General features: G+C 64.6%; 15 protein-coding genes and 1 pseudogene. 7 read left to right on the plus strand and 9 right to left on the minus strand.

The features are described 5' to 3' along the window. Position 1: 1 nt before the first annotated feature. Positions 2–1,479, minus strand: a pseudogene (locus IPG14_RS06160) (ketol-acid reductoisomerase). A 174-nt stretch (positions 1,480–1,653) separates the two neighbouring features. Between IPG14_RS06160 and IPG14_RS06165 the strand changes: the two are divergent. The 3 genes from IPG14_RS06165 to IPG14_RS06175 are packed head-to-tail and all read left to right on the plus strand — an operon-like array spanning position 1,654 to position 4,510. Then, on the plus strand, positions 1,654–2,799 hold the full coding sequence (locus tag IPG14_RS06165) for a CoA transferase (protein WP_343391215.1): 1,146 nt from the start codon (positions 1,654–1,656) through the stop codon (positions 2,797–2,799). Then, positions 2,796–3,272 carry a hypothetical protein gene (locus tag IPG14_RS06170; protein WP_343391216.1) on the plus strand — a complete coding sequence of 159 codons (477 nt, stop codon included), beginning with the start codon at positions 2,796–2,798 and terminating at the stop codon, positions 3,270–3,272. The genes IPG14_RS06165 and IPG14_RS06170 overlap by 4 nt, the downstream gene beginning before the upstream one ends. After that, complete coding sequence (locus tag IPG14_RS06175) at positions 3,269–4,510, plus strand: CoA transferase (RefSeq protein WP_343391217.1); 1,242 nt, start codon at positions 3,269–3,271, stop codon at positions 4,508–4,510. The genes IPG14_RS06170 and IPG14_RS06175 overlap by 4 nt, the downstream gene beginning before the upstream one ends. A gap of 2 nt (positions 4,511–4,512) precedes the next feature. On the opposite strand, the gene IPG14_RS06180 is transcribed toward IPG14_RS06175, so the two are convergent. Genes IPG14_RS06180 through IPG14_RS06200 form a run of 5 tightly spaced genes read right to left on the minus strand, consistent with a single transcriptional unit; the run spans position 4,513 to position 9,139 of the window. Continuing rightward, entirely contained in the window at positions 4,513–5,634 is a 1,122-nt protein-coding gene (locus IPG14_RS06180) for a hypothetical protein (RefSeq protein ID WP_343391218.1), read from the minus strand. Beyond that, complete coding sequence (locus tag IPG14_RS06185) at positions 5,624–6,901, minus strand: GTP-binding protein (RefSeq protein WP_343391219.1); 1,278 nt, start codon at positions 6,899–6,901, stop codon at positions 5,624–5,626. The genes IPG14_RS06180 and IPG14_RS06185 overlap by 11 nt, the downstream gene beginning before the upstream one ends. Next, positions 6,901–7,779, minus strand: coding sequence for a sulfate adenylyltransferase subunit CysD (gene cysD / locus IPG14_RS06190; protein ID WP_343391341.1), 879 nt, complete (start codon positions 7,777–7,779; stop codon positions 6,901–6,903). The genes IPG14_RS06185 and cysD overlap by 1 nt, the downstream gene beginning before the upstream one ends. 47 nt (positions 7,780–7,826) lie before the next feature. Continuing rightward, positions 7,827–8,399 carry an adenylyl-sulfate kinase gene (gene cysC, locus IPG14_RS06195; RefSeq protein WP_343385222.1) on the minus strand — a complete coding sequence of 191 codons (573 nt, stop codon included), beginning with the start codon at positions 8,397–8,399 and terminating at the stop codon, positions 7,827–7,829. Between the two features lie 38 nt (positions 8,400–8,437). Further along, positions 8,438–9,139 carry a phosphoadenylyl-sulfate reductase gene (locus IPG14_RS06200; protein WP_343391220.1) on the minus strand — a complete coding sequence of 234 codons (702 nt, stop codon included), beginning with the start codon at positions 9,137–9,139 and terminating at the stop codon, positions 8,438–8,440. Between the two features lie 145 nt (positions 9,140–9,284). Between IPG14_RS06200 and IPG14_RS06205 the strand changes: the two genes are divergently transcribed. Then, a complete protein-coding gene (locus IPG14_RS06205) occupies positions 9,285–11,057 on the plus strand; it encodes a nitrite/sulfite reductase (RefSeq protein WP_343391221.1) in 1,773 nt (590 codons plus the stop codon). Between the two features lie 4 nt (positions 11,058–11,061). Here IPG14_RS06205 and IPG14_RS06210 read toward each other — a convergent pair whose 3' ends face one another. Beyond that, positions 11,062–11,748 (minus strand): hypothetical protein, encoded by a 687-nt coding sequence (locus tag IPG14_RS06210; RefSeq protein ID WP_343391222.1) that lies wholly within the window; start codon positions 11,746–11,748, stop codon positions 11,062–11,064. Between the two features lie 51 nt (positions 11,749–11,799). Here IPG14_RS06210 and hemB point away from each other — a divergent pair, with 51 nt between their 5' ends. After that, positions 11,800–12,792 (plus strand): porphobilinogen synthase, encoded by a 993-nt coding sequence (hemB, locus tag IPG14_RS06215; protein WP_343391223.1) that lies wholly within the window; start codon positions 11,800–11,802, stop codon positions 12,790–12,792. A gap of 13 nt (positions 12,793–12,805) precedes the next feature. Here hemB and IPG14_RS06220 read toward each other — a convergent pair whose 3' ends face one another. Then, positions 12,806–13,207, minus strand: a complete 402-nt coding sequence (locus IPG14_RS06220; RefSeq protein ID WP_343384231.1) for a hypothetical protein — start codon at positions 13,205–13,207, stop codon at positions 12,806–12,808. 305 nt (positions 13,208–13,512) lie between these two features. On the opposite strand from IPG14_RS06220, the gene IPG14_RS06225 reads away from it, so the two are divergent. Beyond that, positions 13,513–13,794: a hypothetical protein gene (locus tag IPG14_RS06225; protein ID WP_343388677.1), complete on the plus strand. Its 282-nt coding sequence runs from the start codon at positions 13,513–13,515 to the stop codon at positions 13,792–13,794. On the opposite strand, the gene IPG14_RS06230 is transcribed toward IPG14_RS06225, so the two are convergent. Then, a complete protein-coding gene (locus IPG14_RS06230) occupies positions 13,745–14,638 on the minus strand; it encodes a formyltetrahydrofolate deformylase (protein WP_343388676.1) in 894 nt (297 codons plus the stop codon). The genes IPG14_RS06225 and IPG14_RS06230 overlap by 50 nt on opposite strands. A gap of 308 nt (positions 14,639–14,946) precedes the next feature. Between IPG14_RS06230 and IPG14_RS06235 the strand changes: the two genes are divergently transcribed. Then, positions 14,947–16,668 carry a peptide ABC transporter substrate-binding protein gene (locus tag IPG14_RS06235; protein ID WP_343391224.1) on the plus strand — a complete coding sequence of 574 codons (1,722 nt, stop codon included), beginning with the start codon at positions 14,947–14,949 and terminating at the stop codon, positions 16,666–16,668. The last annotated feature ends 48 nt before the right edge of the window (positions 16,669–16,716 follow it).

Consider the following 16,716-nt stretch of genomic DNA (forward strand, 5'->3'; position numbering starts at 1 on the left):
CCTAATCGACGAAGATGTCCACCGAGGGCCGCAGTTTCGCGCACTCCGCCAGCACCTGGTGAATTTCGTGCGACTTGAAGCTGTCCACTCGCTCGAACTCCAGCGGGTCCTTCGCGTCGAGAGCGGAGTATGCCTGCTCGGTTAGCACATAATCGAAACGCGGCGCCCACTTCCGCGAGCCGAGTCGCGCCGTCGTCGAGCAGTTGTCGACCATGTAGGAAACGCCCCGTGCGTGCATGTACGGGTTCAGCGAATCCACTGCTTCGATCACCGACTCATTGGCAACCTCCGAGTACGGGTGGCCATGCGACATGAGGACATCGATCTGCGCCATCATCGTGGCGATGTAGACCCCGGCGGTAAACGGATCGAGCGGGATTTCGTCTTCCGCGCGGCTCGCGCGGACCTCCTTGCCCGTGTGCCAGGTCTCGGTCCGATCGATCACGCCCATCGGCCGTTTCTTCAACCGGTCGCCGGCAAGGATGACGCTTCGGATTTCATTTCCGCTGGAGACCTCGTCGTAGATCTCGGAGAGGATTTCGTGGGCCGCCGGATACGAAGCTGCGTACGCGGCCTCGAACTGCGGGCGTCCATCCGCCCCCAGGGCGTCGTAAACGCCGAGCATGCCCTGCCGGGAAATGATCCGCGAAATCGGCCCCGTGATCGCCTCGGCCGAGTGACGGAACGCGTCCTCGTGGCTCATCCCCTGGTTGATGTATCGGCGGTACAGGCTCTCGATGATCCCATGCACCGCTCCCAGGAGAATGCCGCGCTCGCCGTAAATGTCCGACTTGAACTCCGATTCCAGGGTCGTCTGGAACGTGTACGGCGAGCCGATGGCGACCGACCACGCGAGCGCGATGTCCGTCGCGCGCCCGTCGATGTCTTGCTGCACAGCGAAACTGCTGTTGATGCCGGCGCCGTTGACCGTCGCCCCCTGCACGTACAGCCGCCGCACCGATGGGCCCATGCCCTTCGGGCAGACCGCGATCACGTTGACGTTTTCGGGGAACGTCGCCCCCACGTTCTTCATGTGTCCGACCAGGAAGCCGTGAGAAAGTCCTAGGGTGACGCCCGGCCTCAGCTTCGCGAACACCTGCTCGAAGACCTCGGCCTGCGCCGAATCCGAGATCAGGAGGATCACGAGGTCCGATTCCGCGACCACCGCGAACATCTCGCCCAGCGTGCCGTCGCTTCGGAGAACCCGGCGTCGCGGGCCTCGTTCATCGAACTGGAGCCGGGCCGCAGGCCAACCTTCACCACGATCCCCGTTCCGTCCAGCGAATCACGGAGATTCTGCGCCTGGGCCGGCCCCTGCGAGCCCCACCCGATCACGCCAATCTGCTTGATGCCCTCCAGCGCCTTCGGCAGGAGGGGGAAGAGGTGGCGGCCACCCTTCACGATCTGTTCCTTGTGACCCTTCAGGTCAATCGTATCGACCTGGAATACCTTCGAAGTAAACCCGAGAGACAACGCCATGTTGGGACCCCGCGCGAAATGAACCTGGGAGACAGGAGAATGCCCCGAGTATACCCGGAGATCGCCCTAACGGCCCCGCATCCGGAGCGCGAATCCTCATTCCCGGCAGAGGATCGCCGGGCGCCGCTCCCCGGCCGAGGCCCGCACCACGCGGACTGCGTAGAATCCCATCTCATGCCCCAACCGCTCGAAGGTCTTCGCGTCCTCGAAATCGGGACGTTCGTCTCCGCGCCTTACTGCGGCAAGCTGTTCGCCGGATACGGCGCGGAAGTCATCAAGATCGAACCGCCCGGCGGTGACATCTCCCGCGCCCACGGCCCCTTTAAGGACGCGCTGCCCGACCCGGAGACCAGTGCCCTTTTCCTTTACCTCAACACCGCAAAGAAGTCGGTCGTCCTCGACATCGGGGCACCGGAAGGCCGCCGGCAGTTCCTCGAACTCGTGAAGACTGCCGACGTCGTCATCGAGAACTTCCGCCCGGCCGACATGCGCCGGCTCGGCCTCGGCTACGAAACGCTCAGCGCCGCCAACCCGCGCCTTGTCGTCATCTCTATCACCGCCTTCGGCCAGGACGGACCCTACGCCGGCTACGAAAGCAACAACCTCGTCGCCTTCGCCATGGGTGGACAGATGTTCATGACCGGCACCCAGGACGGCGGTCCGCTCAAGAACGGCGGCTACCAGGCCGACTACCAGGGCGGCCTCAACGCCTTCTCCGCCGGAATGCTCGCCGTCCTCGCTGCCGAACGCGACGGCCTCGGCCAGCACGTCGATGTCAGCGTCCAGCAGTGCATGGCCCCCATCCTCGAAGCCACAATCCCCTACTACACCTACATGGGCCGCTGGGCCGGCGTCCGCCGCGGCAACCACATGGCCAGTTTCATCGGGATCTATCCCTGCGCCGATGGCCACCTCGGCATCCACATCATGGCTCGCAACTGGAAACCGTTCACCGACGCCATCGGACGGCCCGACCTCTTCGACGACCCGCGGTTCGTCACCCAGGCGGCCCGCACCCAGCACAACGACGACCTCATGGCGGAGTTCTACGCATGGGCCGCTGGCGAGACCAAGCACGACGTCTACCGCCGGGCCGGCGCGGGCCGCGCCCCGATCGCATTCGTCCACACCATGGAAGACCTCCTCACCAGTCCTCAGCTCGAAGCTCGAGGCTTCATCCAACGCATCGATCACCCTGTCGCGGGTGAAGCCTCGTACCCCGGGCCCCCCTGGTGGATTGGCCCGGACGGTTGGAGCCACCTGCGCGCCCCGCTCCTCGGTGAGCACACGACTGAGTTCCTTGGGAGCAGCGCCTTATGACACCCCGCGAAGAAACCGCACGGGCCATCACGTTCTTCGAAAACGCCGGCGACATGCCACTTCTCCGCAAGTCCCTCGAAGAGGCCGCGCCGCGCATCAAGCGGATGGTCTCCGGCTACCTCCAGAAGGGCAGCGAAGAGACCATCCCGCATCCCGCCGATGTCCGCGGGGCGCGCGAAGAAGCGACTCGGGATGAGGCCATGCAAACCCTGCGCAAAACCCAGGACTTTGCCCTCCTCCAGGCGATCACCCGCGCGATCGGCCAGCGCATCGAGACGCTCGAGATCGCCGCATCGGCCGACTTCCCGCCCGGTGTCCGCGTTACCGTCCCTGAGAAGCGAACCTACCCCCGCTCCGGTGGCGAACTCCCCGGCACCATCGAGGAATCCGGCACTACCCTCGTCGTTCGCCTGGACAACGGTGATACCTGGGAAGGCCCGGCGAGCCTCGCCCGCCTCGGAGCAGCCTCATGACGATGCCCCTCGACGGGATCCGCGTCATCGACCTGACCATGGTGTGGGCGGGGCCCTTCGGCGCGCGCATGCTCGGCGACTACGGCGCCGAAGTCATCAAGATCGAGTCCCCGCGCCAGTGGGACATGCTCCGGTCGCTCGGACTCATCCCCCGCGACGAGCACCACTGGTACAACAAGTCCGCCTACTTCAATCACAATAACCGCGACAAGTTCGCCGCCGCCCTCGACCTTTCAGACACCCGCGGCCGCGACGTGTTCCTCAAGCTTTGTGCCGTCAGTGACGTAGTCGTCGAAAACTTCCGCTCCGACGTGATGGACAACCTCGGCCTCACCTACGAGGCCGTCAGCGCGGCGAACCCCGCCATCATTTATGTCTCAATGCCCGGGCACGGGAAGACCGGCCCCGAAAAGGACTTCGTCGCCTACGGGTCCAACGTCGAGCAACTGGCAGGACTCGTCTCGCTCTCCGGCTACGAAGGCGGTGAGCCCATGAAGACCGGCTTCAGCTACGGCGACCCCATGGCAGGCACGGCGCTCGTCGGAGCTGTCGCCATGGCGCTTCGACAGCGCAACCGGACCGGCAAAGGCTGCTACCTGGAACTCGCCCAGCGCGAGAACCTCACCATGTTCGTCGGCGAACATATCGTGGACTACAGCATGAACCGCGAGGAACGCCCGCCCATCGGCAACCGTCATCCGTTCCTCGCTCCCCACAACCGTTTCCCCAGCGCAGGCGATGACCGCTGGCTCGTGGTCAGCTGCGAATCCGACTCCCAGTTCGCCGGGCTCTCCGCCGCTATGGGCATGCCCGAACTCGCGACGGATGAGCGGTTCGCCACGAATGCGGCCCGCAAGTCGAACGAAGACGAACTCGACGCCATCATCGGGGGCTGGACTTCCGTCCGGGGTCACTACGAGGCGATGCACCTGCTCCAACAGCGAGGAGTCCCGGCGGGAGCCGTCCTCACCGCCCCCGAACTCCTCTCGGACCCGCACTTGCGCTCTCGCGGCGCCTGGGTCGAACACACCCACCCGGATGCCGGCACATGGGAAATGGAAGCGCCCCCTTGGAGGCTCTCGCGGACACCTGGCCACATTCGTATGCCCGCGCCGGGCTTCGGCCAGCACAACGGCTACGTCTTCCGCGAACTCCTCGGACTCTCCGAGCCCGACCTCGAGGCCCTGTACGCTGCCGGTATCACCGCCGACGACCCGGACGAGACGCTGCACCGGTAACGTCAGACCACCAACAGCCCCAACGGCACAGCCACGATCACCGCGAGGAACACTCCGAGGTTGCGCTGGCTGTGCGTCGCTCGCCCCGCCGCCCACAGGACCGCCCGCGAGTACGGCCCGTAAGCAAGCAGGAGCACCGCACCAGAGACCAGGCCCACCGCCACCATCTCTGTCAGGACAACGGTGAACGCCGCTGCTCCGCCCAGCACGAGAGCCCCGGCGAGCGTATCGATGAACGTCGTGATATTGGCACCCATGACGTACGGGATAATCTGCTCTCGCCGTAGATAGCCTTTCAGCGAGAGCGGTACCAGCAACGTCAGCGAAATCGAAACGCTGAGCGTCATCGCGGTCACCGCGCAGCCCATCCCGAACATCAGCCACTTCGAATCCAACCGGCGCAACGCTCGCTCGAACCCGGGCGAACCTGCGTCCAGTTGGGGAAGCGCCCGGTCGAACAGCGCGAAACTCCCGAGCAGCACCGCCGCGCCGGTGGCGAACACCAGCGCCGAGGGCAACGCATCGTCCAGGAAGTCGACCGGTCCGCCATAAACCGCATCGATCCAGTCAAGCATCCCCGCCGGCGGCGTGAACTGAATCCGGTCAAGCCAGCCGTAGTGGAGCGACAAGAGCCCAAGGGCGACCGCCGGCCCTTGCGTCGTAAACGTCGTGAGCAACGCAACCACGCCAATCGCGAGGCCATCGGGGCTGCGGCGCCGGCTGAGGTACATGACGTAGCCGACTGCGAGCACGATGAACGACGCCCCCAGTCGCGACCCCCCGATGACGGCGAACGCCTCGCGTTCGTTGAACACCCCGCCCGCCAGGAGCGTGGTCCCGATCGCCGCGACCGGCGACCCGCTGAGTGCGAGGTACGCTGCGAGCCACCCGAAACCCAGCGAATTTGTGGGCCCTGCGATGTCCAGGTTCTCGAGCAGTGGGACGACTGCCCGCGCACCCGTCTTGATGATCTGGAGCGCGAAGACGAACAGGAACAGCCCGCCGCCGGCACTGAACAGGCGCAGCCACGCCCCCAACGTTATTCGGACGCGGCGGCCCTGTGGTCGCTCTCGCTCCCCGCCCTCGTCCAACAGGCCAGGGACGACACGCTCTTCAGGACTCACTGGCTCGTTCGCCGGGTGAGACGTCCCGGATCATCCCGGCCGCCACCGTGTGGCGCGTCGCCGGGTCGATCAGAATGAAGCTCCCGGTATCGCGACTCCTCGAATAGGGGTCGGCGAAGAGCGGCTCCATGGTCTTGATGGTGATCCGGCCGATCTCGTTCAGGCTCATCGCGTCGCCCGCGGCGGTTCGCTCCAGGTCCTCGATTTCGAGGCGGTCATCCAGGGACTCCACCATGCACTTCACCCGCCGCGTGGTGTGCTTGATCCAGAACTGCTGCCGCGGCCGCAGTGCGGTGGAGTCGCTCATCCAGCAGATGTCCGCCGCGAACCGGTTGGTCGTTGGCAGGGGCGCATCGGCCGTCACGAACATGTACCCCCGGCTGACATCGATGTCGTCCTCCAGCCGCACCGTCACCGCGTCGCCGCTCTCCGCTGCCGCCAGCCGCTGGTCGAACCGGTCGATCCCGGCCACCCGCGTCGTCTTCCCCACCGGAAGCACCGTGACGTGGGACCCGACCTCGAGCACTCCCGCCGCCAGCGTCCCGGCGTAGCCCCGGTAGTCGTGGTGCTCATCTGTCAGGGGGCGGATCACGTACTGCACCGGGAATCGGACGTCGGCGTGCCGCGCGGGGTCGCGCACTTCCACGGTCTCCAGGAACTCCAGCAGTGTCGGCCCGGTGTACCAGGGCATGCTCGGCGCGCCCTCGACGATGTTCTCCCCTGATACTGCCGACATCGGGATGACCGTCACCCGCGGTACGCCGAGACGCCCCGCAAGCGCGCGGTACTCCCCCTCGATCTCGTCGTAGCGGGTCCGAGACCAGCCCGCCAGGTCCATTTTGTTCACGCAAAGGACCAGATGCTCGATGCCCAGGAGATGCGTCAACGCCGAATGCCGCCGGGTCTGCTCAACCACGCCCTTGCGCGCGTCCACCAGGATGAGGGCAAGTTGCGCTGTCGAAGCGCCCGTCACCATGTTCCGCGTGTACTGCACATGCCCGGGCGAGTCCGCGATGATGAATTTGCGCTTCGGCGTCGCGAAATACCGGTACGCCACGTCGATCGTGATGCCCTGCTCCCGCTCGGCGCGCAGCCCGTCCGTGAGCAGCGCCAGGTTCACATCCCCCAGCCCCTGCGCGGCGCTCGCACGCTCGAGGCTGGCGAGGGTGTCTTCGAACACCTGCTTTGAATCGTAGAGAAGCCGCCCGATGAGCGTGCTCTTCCCATCGTCGACGGACCCAGCGGTTGCGAGCCGGAGGAGGTCCATCAGAAGTACCCCTCACGTTTGCGGTCTTCCATCGCCGCTTCCGAAAACTGGTCGTCCGCCCGGCTTTGGCCGCGTTCCGTGATGCGCGTCGCCGCGATTTCCGAGACCACCGTAGAAACCGTCGCCGCCGTCGAACGGACCGCGGCGGTGCAGGTCATGTCGCCCACCGTCCGGTAACGGACCGAAGCAACGAACGGCTTCTCGCTCGCCAGCGGCGGAAGGTACTCGCTCACCGCCATCAGCATCCCGTCGCGCTCGAAAACTTCCCGCTCGTGTGCGAAGTAAATCGACGGGATCTCAAGGCCCTCCCGCTCGACATACCGCCAGATGTCCAGCTCCGTCCAGTTCGAAAGCGGGAACACGCGCAGATGCTCGCCCCGCACATGCATCCCGTTGAACAGGTGCCACAGCTCCGGCCGCTGGTTCCGAGGGTCCCACTGCCCGAACTCATCGCGGAACGAAAAGACGCGTTCCTTCGCACGCGCCTTCTCTTCATCTCGTCTCGCCCCTCCGATGGCGGCATCCAGTTGATGCGCCGCAATCGCCTCAAGCAGCACCGGCGTCTGCAACCGGTTACGCGAGGCACGCGCACCGCGCTCTTCTACGAGCTCGCCGCGGTCGATGGCCTCTTGTACCGAGGCCACGATCAGCCGCGCCCCAAGCTCCGCGACTCGCCGGTCCCGGAACTCAACGACCTCCGGAAAGTTATGTCCTGTATCGACATGCATCACCGGAAACGGGATCTTCGCCGGCCAGAACGCCTTCTCCGCGATGCGCAGGAGGACGATCGAGTCCTTCCCCCCGGAGAACAGCAACACCGGACGCTCGAACTCGGCCGCGACCTCTCGCATGATGAAAATCGCCTCGGCCTCGAGCATTTCGAGCACCGAATCGTGGAGGACCGGGACCGAAGCTTCTTCCGTCGTCACCGAACCGCCTCCGCCGCCCGCGCGATAAGCCCTTCCCGTTCCAGGTACCCGAGCACGCGGTCAATCGAGGCTTCGAGCGGCTCCTGCCCCGTCGGGATCACAATCTCCGGAGCGGCCGGCGGCTCATACGGGTCATCGATACCGGTGAAGCCCGGGCGCTTGCCCGCCCGCGCCTCCGCGTACAGCCCCTTCACGTCCCGAGCCTCGCACTCCTCGAGACTGGCGGCGACGTGTGCCTCGATGAACCGCACTCCGTCAGCCTCGACCATCCGCCGCACGGCGTCCCGCGTTTCCCGGTACGGCGAAATCGCCGCGCTGATGACGCCCACGCCGTTTCGCGCGAGAAGGTTCGCAACGAATCCGATCCGCAGAATGTTGGTGTCGCGGTCCTCCCGGCTGAATCCGAGACCTTTTGAGAGGTTCAGCCGCACCTCGTCGCCGTCGAGTACCTCGATCTTCCGCCCGCGTCCGCGCAGCAAAGGCGCCACCGCCTCGGTCAACGTCGATTTGCCGGCCCCCGAAAGGCCGGTGAACCAGAGTACGAAGCCGGTCTCGCCGTTCAAGCGCACCTCGGGATTGGTGGGGTGTTCTGCATAGTCGGTACGGCCTACGTGTGGAGGCCGCACTCCTCCTTCTCAAAGCCCTGCCAACGTCCTGCGCGTCCCTGCACGCCCGGTAGCGTGCAGTTGTAACAACCGATACTCGCGTAGCCCTGGTCGAGCAGCGGGTTGTACGGGATCTTGTTCGCCATCACGTACTCCCAGGTCTGCTTCTCAGTCCAGTTCGCCAACGGGTTCAGTTTCACGACACCGAACTTGGGAGCCCAGGACACGATCGGCGTGTCGGCACGCCCTTCCGACTGGTCCCGCCGCAGGCCGCTGACCCACGCCGACTTCCCCGCGAGGGCACGCCGGTTCGGTTCGATCTTCCGGATCTCGCAGCAAAGGTCAGGGTCGCGCATCCAGAGCGCCGAACCGTACTTCGCCGCCTGTTCCTCGTGGCTCATCTCCGACTTGTAGACGTTCACATTCCCAAGTCCGAGCGCCGGAATCGATTTCCGCATCGTTTCGTGCGTCTCTTCGAAAAGGTAGTCCGTATCGAGGACGAACACGTGAACATCGGGCTTCAGTTGCGCCACCATATGCAGGATCGCCATCCCACTCGCGCCGCCGAAACTCGCCCCTACGGAGAGGCCCTCGCCGAACGTTTCGACCGCCCACTGCACGATCTCCCGCGGGTCCGTCCGCTCGAATCCGGCATCGAGTTCCGCAAGCTCGCCCGGGCTGAATGTCTTCTTCGTCGTTAGCAAAGCGAGAGACCCTATACCTGAGTAGTTCAGTCAACTTTATCAACTTCATCCGTTGCGGGCAAGGGCTATAGTTGATAAAGTCAGTCATCTTTGCCGCCATACCCCGCGCCCGCCGGGGGCCGCAACCCGGTTCGAGGTGAACTCCATGCCTGACGTCGAGACTCTCGTCTACACCAACGAGCCCGCCCTCATCCTCCCTGTCCTCGAAAAGGAACTGCAGGACTTCCAGACGGAAGCCCACCGCATGCTCAACGGCGAATGGGAAGAGAATCAGTTTATCGGCTTTCGCCTGAAACAGGGCGTCTACGGCCAGCGCCAGCCGAACGTCCAGATGATCCGCGTGAAGCTCCCCTTCGGCGGCGTAACGCCGGAACAGATGGACGCTTTCGCCGAAGTTGCGGAGCGATTCGCACCCTTGCGGAAGGGTCACATCACGACCCGCCAGAACATCCAGCTCCACCACATTCCGCTGGCAAAAGCCGCTGAAGCGCTTTTCGTCCTCGGCAAGGCCGGCCTCTCCACCCGTGAAGCCTGCGGCAACACCGTCCGTAACGTCACTGGCGACCCGTGGGCAGGCATCCAGGAAGGCGAACTGTTCGACCCTACCCCGTACGCCGGCGCCTTCGCCCGCTTCTGGCTTCGGAACCCGCTTTCCCAGCTCCTTCCCCGGAAGTTCAAGGTCGCCTTCACCGGTACCGATGCCGACAACGCGATTACCGGCATCCATGACCTCGGCTTCATTCCACGCATTCAAGACGGCGTCAAGGGATTCGAGGTCGTCGTTGGCGGCGGCCTCAGCATCATGGCGCGCAATGCACCCGTCCTCGCCCCATTCGTGTCCACCGACGAGTACCTCAGGCTCTCCGAGGCCGTCGTCCGCATCTTCGAAAAAGCCGACGAGCTCCGAAAGAACCGGTCCAAGGCTCGCCTCAAGTTCCTCGTCCACCGTGTCGGCATCGAAGAGTTCCGTCGCATGGTCGATGAAGAACTGAAGGGCGACTGGGCCAACAAGGACTTCCGCCCGGACCGGCTCCTCTACATCCACGACGAAGAGAAGAACGCCCCGCCCCGGAAGCCCCTCTACCAGCAGCCGAATGGCGATATGGCGGCGTTCTCGGCCTTCGTTTCGGCCAACGTCCGCGCTCAGAGACAACAGGGCTTCAGCGCCGTCGAAGTCAAAGTCACCCGTGGCGACCTCAAGCCCGAGCAGTTCCGCGGCATCGCAACCCTCATGCGCGAATACTGCGGCGGCTATGCCCGCATGACCGTCGGCCAGAACATCGTCCTCCGCTGGGTCCGCGACGAAAGCCTCTTCGAGGTCTTCCAGGCGCTGCGCGACCTCGGCCTCGCCGACATCGGCGCCCAGGGCATCACCGATGTCGTCAGCTGCCCCGGCACCGACAGCTGCAAGCTCGGCATCACCGCCTCCATGGGCCTGAACCAGGCAATCCAGGACCGCGTCGAACTCATGGACGTCACCGATGCCCTCACCAGGAAGATCCACATCAAGATGAGCGGCTGCCCGAACAGCTGCGGCCAACACCACATTGCCAACATCGGTTTCCACGGCGCCGCAATGAAAGTCGGCCCCCAGCAGCTCCCCGCCTATCACATGTTCGTCGGCGGCTCCTACGACAACGGCAACCTGCGCATGGCCACCCAGCTCAAGGTCCGCCTCCCCGCAAAGCGCGGCCCCGATGCCGTCGAGCGTGTGGTGAAGTTCTACGAAGCCGGCCGCCAGCCTGGCGAAGAATTCAACGCCTTCTTCGATCGGGTGGGCGCAGAAGCCTTCGAGACCGCAATCGAAGACCTCACCCTCCCCGGTGACTTCACCGACGACAACCGCCAGATGTTCATCGACTGGAGCCGCCTGGAGCTCTACCAGCTGCAGCGCGGCGAAGGCGAATGCGCGATCTAATCCGCTAACCGCCCTGCAGCGTTTTCCATGCCTGGTCGAATGGGATCCCGCCGTTCGCCGCTGCTTCCTGCAGGGCGAACCGCTGGTGCGCCTCGTCCACCTGCAACAGGTACAGCGCCGGATTGGCGCTCACTTCGAGTGCCAGCACCTCGTGGCGGACCATCATCCCGCAGAACGCCTCGAAAATCGCCGGCTGGCCCAGGTAGTTCTCGAACACGAACAGGGAGATGTCTCCCCGCGCGTCCTCCTCGCCGGCCGCGACCACACGGTCGTAGACATCCCCCAGCCAGTCGCCGATCCGCTCCCATTCTCCCGCTGCCTCCGCACACGCCCGGGAGTCCAGGGCTTCGAGCGAGGAGAACAGCATCACGAGAAACGTCGGCAGCCTCCGCTGCTCGTAGCCGAGCCGCGCAACGCCAACCCAGCGCACATCTTCGGCACATGCCGAATGCGGGCGCTGGGCCGGGATCGCCCCGGCGAGTTCGTTCGCTTCCGCATCCGGCAGCGTCCTGATCCAGTCCTCGATCGTCGACGGCGCCACGTCCGCAAGATCGATCACGGAAAGCGCCGCCAGCCGGCGCTCCGGCGACCCGTCCTGGATCTCCTGCACAAGTTCCGGCGTCGTCATCCTGCGAAACGCCGGTTCGTGTTCCTGCCAGCCGCTGTACTCCCTCGGGAGTCGCCTTTCCATGCTCCGCAGGATACCTCACGGCATCCCTGCGGGATTCCGTGCAGTTGCCTGATGCTAGACTGGAAAACCGTGGAACTTCCTCCATTCAAGCGCCATCGCCGCCTTCGCCGGTCGAGCGGGATCCGTTCGATGGTCCGCGAGACCGACCTCGCTCCACGGAACCTGATCTACCCGCTCTTCATCGAAGCCGGCCTCCAGGGCCGCTCGCCCATCCTCTCCATGCCGGGACAAGACCGGATCGGCGTGGACCAGTTGAACGCAGAAGCGAACGACCTCGCCCGCCTCGGAATCCCTGCTGTCCTCCTCTTCGGGCTCCCGGTCTCAAAGGATGACCTTGGAAGCGGCGCATACGCACGCGACGGGATCGTTCAGCAGTCTATTCGCCGCCTGAAAGAGGCAAACCCCGAACTGGTCGTCGTTGGCGACGTCTGCCTCTGCGAATACACCTCGCACGGCCATTGCGGCCCGCTCCTCCCCGATGGTTCAGTCGACAACGACGCCACCCTTCCCTTACTCGCCGAAACCGCGGTGACCCTTGCCGAAGCCGGCTGCGACATCATCGCCCCGAGCGACATGATGGATGGTCGGGTCACGGCCATCCGCCTCGCCCTCGATTCCGCTGGCTTCGCGCAGACGCCGATTCTCTCCTACGCCGCGAAGTTCTCAAGCGCCTTCTATGGCCCTTTCCGCGATGCCGCCGATAGCGCGCCCCAGTTCGGCGACCGCCGCGGCTACCAGATGGATCCCGCAAACGCGCGGATGGCCCTCGATGAAGTAGCCACCGATATCCAGGAAGGGGCCGACATGGTCATGGTCAAACCCGCTCTCCCCTACCTCGACGTGCTCCGCCAGGTGCGCGACCGCGTCGACGTGCCGGTCGCGGCCTACAACGTCAGTGGCGAATACAGCATGCTCATGGCCGCGATTCAGAACGGCTGGCTCGACGAGCACCGCGCGATTGATGAAACGCTCACCTCGATCCGCCGTGCCGGCGCCGACATGATCATCACCTACCATGCCAAGCAGTGGGCCGCCCGGCAGTAGCCGGGGCCTTCTCCTAGGCCCGCCTGAGGGCCGCCGCCGGCTGAGTCGCCGCTATGGCAGTGCTCAGCACCGTCCGCCGCGAGGGCTGGCTCGGCTCCTGGCAGGCTGCTACTAGCGCGCGATCAACGGAATCCGCGATCCCGTGCGCCCGAGCCTCCATCCGCACATGCGCGACCGTACCGGAAATCGTCGCTTCTGCCCCTGGCCACGGCTCTGCCCGCAACACCCGCAAATGCCGCGTCGTCTGATTCCATTCGATCACCAGGCGAGCATGAGACCCGGGCCCGGCCGAGAACCTCGTGTAGCCCCCGAGGTATTCCTGCGTCACGTGGAGCCCTTTGGCCGTGGGATCCACACCCGCTCGACCAAGTCCATCCCAGAGGTCTCCCAGAGCAAGCAACAACCTGAACGCCACGTCCGAGTGATCTGCACGCACGTGTACCAACCCGGCGGATAAAGTCGGACCGCTCGCAGCCCCCGCAAGCCGCAGAGGCTGATTCTACGCCCCCGCCGGGGGATCTATGCAAGCCATCGATTGCCGGTATAGACCACGCCATCCACTTCTCTCCGAAGCTGGAGCCCACTCCCGCCCCTGGCGCCCGGACGTCTTCCTCCCATCACAATCGGCTATGCCCGCCCTGGCGGCCGTCACCCTTCACGTCTGCAGAAACATTATTGGTCTGGGCAGTGCTAGGCTCGCTCAGCCACTGGAGGAACGTCGTGCCGGTTTGCGCTATCTGCCAACACCTTTCCACTCCCGCCCGCGCGGCGGCTGGCACCGTGGGCCTCCTTACCAACGCGCCGGACATGGTCGCATCGGCCGTCGATAGCTTCGAAAGCGTGGGCACGGACCAGCACATCATCGTTCATGCCTGCCCCGAACACGTCGTCGATGTCTACCGCGGCCGCATCGAGGGCATCCGCATGGCCTGGCGCCTCGTCGGCGACACCGCTACTCCGTTCCGCCAAAGTCCCGCAGCAGTGTCCGCATCCCGGGCTTAAACACGACCTTCCCGTTGATGACCACGACTTCGTTGTTCAGGTAGAGCTGAAGCGCACGGCTCAGCACGACGCCCTCGAGCGCCCGCCCCTTCCTTCGCACGTCCTCCACGCTATCGACGCCGACCTCGATGTGAAACACGTCCTGGAGGATGATCGGGCCCGCATCGAGCTCCTCCGTCACGAAGTGCGCTGTGCAGCCCGTCACGCGCACACCGTCCTCCCACGCCCTCCGGTACGGATTCGCGCCCGGAAAGTACGGGAGCAGCGATGGGTGGATGTTGATGATCCGCCCGGCATACGGTCCGACGACGGTCGGCGTCAGGATCTGCATGTAGCGCGCCAGCACGACCACATCGGCGCCGGCCCGGCCCAACTCCTCGACCACAAACGCCTCGTGCGCATCCTTGTCGTCGCTTGGGCGCCACGCGAACGGGATTCCTGCGCTCTCCGCGACTGGTCGCAGATCCTCATGGTTCCCCACCACCGTCACCAGATCGCCGTGGAGCAATCCCGCGCGATGGTCAGTGATCAGTTGCTCCAGGCAGTGCGACTCCTTGCTCACCAGCACGCCGACCTTCGGGCGTTCGCGCTTGTTGTGGAGCGTCACCCGGATCTCCATGTCGATCTCGCGGCCGATCGCCAGCAATCCGACAACCAGCTCATCGAGCGAAACGGTCGCACCCGTGATATCCACCAGCATGTCCATCAGGAACTGCCCGCGGACCACGCGCTGCTCGATGTCCTCGATATTGATGTCCTGGTCGGCGAGGTACGTGCTGATCCTCGCGACAACACCCTTCTGGTCCCGGCCGAGGACGCTGACGATGGCAAGGACACGGTTCATGAAATCTTCCTCTGGCGGGAGGTCCGGCTCTGCGCCGACTCACAAGCGAGGATAGGGCCATCCCGCCCACCGGGCATGCGCGCTCGCGGTGCCTATGCAAAAAGCACAGACATCCATAGACTTCCCGCGCGCCGTATCCTCGCTCAGATAGGCGCCCGGGGGCTGCCCCGAGTGCCACTCACGAGGAGGTCGGTGCAATCGAAAGTGCGTGAATCGAACCACGCAGGCTGTTAAGGCTTGTTGACTTTAAGCCCGGCGGCCAGCACCTTACCGGACGGTTAATCGAATAGAGGAGGGAACCACTAACGATGACCAGGTCCAAATGGCACCTGCTCCTGAGCATGTTCGCCATCTTTGCCGTCCTCGCCTTCGCTGCGGCTTGCGGCGACGACGATGATGACGACGATGACGACACCACAGCGTCGCCCACGACTGGCGCCGCCGCTTCGCCCACCACAGTCGCCAAGCCTTCGGGCACCATCACCATCCGCAGCATTCAGTTCGAAAGCTGGGACCCACACTTCTCCGACTTCAACCAGGACATCGAACACTTCTTCATGGTCTGGCGCGGTCTCTACCACCTCGATAAAGACAGCAAGCCCCAGGCCGCGATGGCCGATGGCGCGCCCACCGTCTCCGCCGATGGCAAGACCTACACCGTCAAGCTGAAGAAGGACCTGAAGTGGTCCGACGGGCAGCCGCTCGATGCCAACGACTTCGTCCTCGGCATTCAGCGCACCTGCAACCCGGACAACGCCGGGCACTACCAGTACATCCTCACCGAAATCGTGGGATGCGACGCCTACTACGGCGCCGGCAAGAAAACCGCTGAAGAGAAAGCGGCCCTCCTTAAGGCCGTCGGCGTTCGTGCCGTCGATGCCACCACGATCGAGTTCAAACTCACCGACCCGGTGCCGACGTTCTCCATCAAGCTCGCCCTCTGGCCGACCTTCCCCGTCCCGAAGCACAAGCTCGCGACGGTGGATGCCAAGTGGCCCGCCCCCATGGATAACGTCTACAACGGCCCCTTCAAGCCCTCGGCCTACACCGAGAAGTCCGGCATCACCCTCGTCCCGAACGAACAGTACACCGGCGCCGTCAAGGCCCAGGTCGAAAAGATCGTCATCAAGTACATCGATGACCCCGCCGTAGCACTCACCGCCTACCGCGCCGGTGAAATCGATGCGACCCTCGTTCCCGCGACTCAGCTCGCCGCCGTCAAGGCCGACCCGACGCTGAGCAAGGAACTGATCTCGTATCCCGCCACGCGGACGACGGGTATCGAGCCGAACCTCAAGGACCCGACACTCGCCAAGCTCGAAGTGCGCCTCGCCCTCTCGCAGGCCACCGACCGCAAGACGCTCAACGAAAAGGTCCTCAACAGCGCGAACATCGTTTCGACTACGTGGATGCCGCCGGCCCGCTCCGGCACCAACCCGACCGCGTACGACGCCGCCATCGGCTTCGACCCGGTCAAGGCGAAGGCGAACCTGAAGAAGGCTGGCTACGACAACGGCGCCGGCTTCCCGAAGGTCACCGTCCTCCAGGTCGACTCGGCCGGCAACAAGGCCATTGGCGAATTCCTCCAGTCCGAATGGAAGAAGCACCTCAACATCGACATCACCCTGGAATACACCGACTCGAAGACCCGCTCTGCGCGGTTCAACAGCGGCGACTTCCAGATCGTTCTCGGTGGTTGGGGCGAAGACTACCCGGACCCTGAAAACTGGATCCTTGGCCTCTATGAAACGGGCGGCTCGATCAACAAGCAGAGCTGCTCGATGAAGGCGATCGACGATGTCATCGCCAAGGCCAAGTTCAACCAGAAGGACGAAGAACGGCGCCAGCAGTATCGCGACGCCGAGAAGCTCATCGTCGAAAACGTCTGCGGCATGGCTCCCATGTGGCAGGTCGGCTTCCACGCCGTCGTCAAGCCCTACATCAAGGGCATGATCGAAAACAAGAAGCCCGACGACAAGCAGGTCCCAGGCGACACCAGCGTCGAACTCTGGACGACCACCAAGAAGTAACATCCCCCGAGGCAAAGTGGAGTGCCGGTTCCCGGCACTCCACGAACT

The organism is Candidatus Amarobacter glycogenicus (assembly GCF_016704105.1).
Lineage (GTDB): Bacteria > Chloroflexota > Dehalococcoidia > Tepidiformales > Tepidiformaceae > Amarobacter > Amarobacter glycogenicus.

Excerpts from the sequence above, each read along its gene's own strand:
- cysD (WP_343391341.1), bottom strand. The coding sequence starts at position 7,779 with ATGCTCGAGGCCGAGGCGATTTTCATCATGCGAGAGGTCGCGGCCGAG.
- IPG14_RS06165 (WP_343391215.1), top strand. The coding sequence starts at position 1,654 with ATGCCCCAACCGCTCGAAGGTCTTCGCGTCCTCGAAATCGGGACGTTC.
- IPG14_RS06185 (WP_343391219.1), bottom strand. The coding sequence starts at position 6,901 with ATGGACCTCCTCCGGCTCGCAACCGCTGGGTCCGTCGACGATGGGAAG.
- IPG14_RS06210 (WP_343391222.1), bottom strand. The coding sequence starts at position 11,748 with ATGGAAAGGCGACTCCCGAGGGAGTACAGCGGCTGGCAGGAACACGAA.
- hemB (WP_343391223.1), top strand. The coding sequence starts at position 11,800 with ATGCTAGACTGGAAAACCGTGGAACTTCCTCCATTCAAGCGCCATCGC.
- IPG14_RS06235 (WP_343391224.1), top strand. The coding sequence starts at position 14,947 with ATGACCAGGTCCAAATGGCACCTGCTCCTGAGCATGTTCGCCATCTTT.
- IPG14_RS06175 (WP_343391217.1), top strand. The coding sequence starts at position 3,269 with ATGACGATGCCCCTCGACGGGATCCGCGTCATCGACCTGACCATGGTG.
- IPG14_RS06170 (WP_343391216.1), top strand. The coding sequence starts at position 2,796 with ATGACACCCCGCGAAGAAACCGCACGGGCCATCACGTTCTTCGAAAAC.
- IPG14_RS06230 (WP_343388676.1), bottom strand. The coding sequence starts at position 14,638 with ATGAACCGTGTCCTTGCCATCGTCAGCGTCCTCGGCCGGGACCAGAAG.
- IPG14_RS06205 (WP_343391221.1), top strand. The coding sequence starts at position 9,285 with ATGCCTGACGTCGAGACTCTCGTCTACACCAACGAGCCCGCCCTCATC.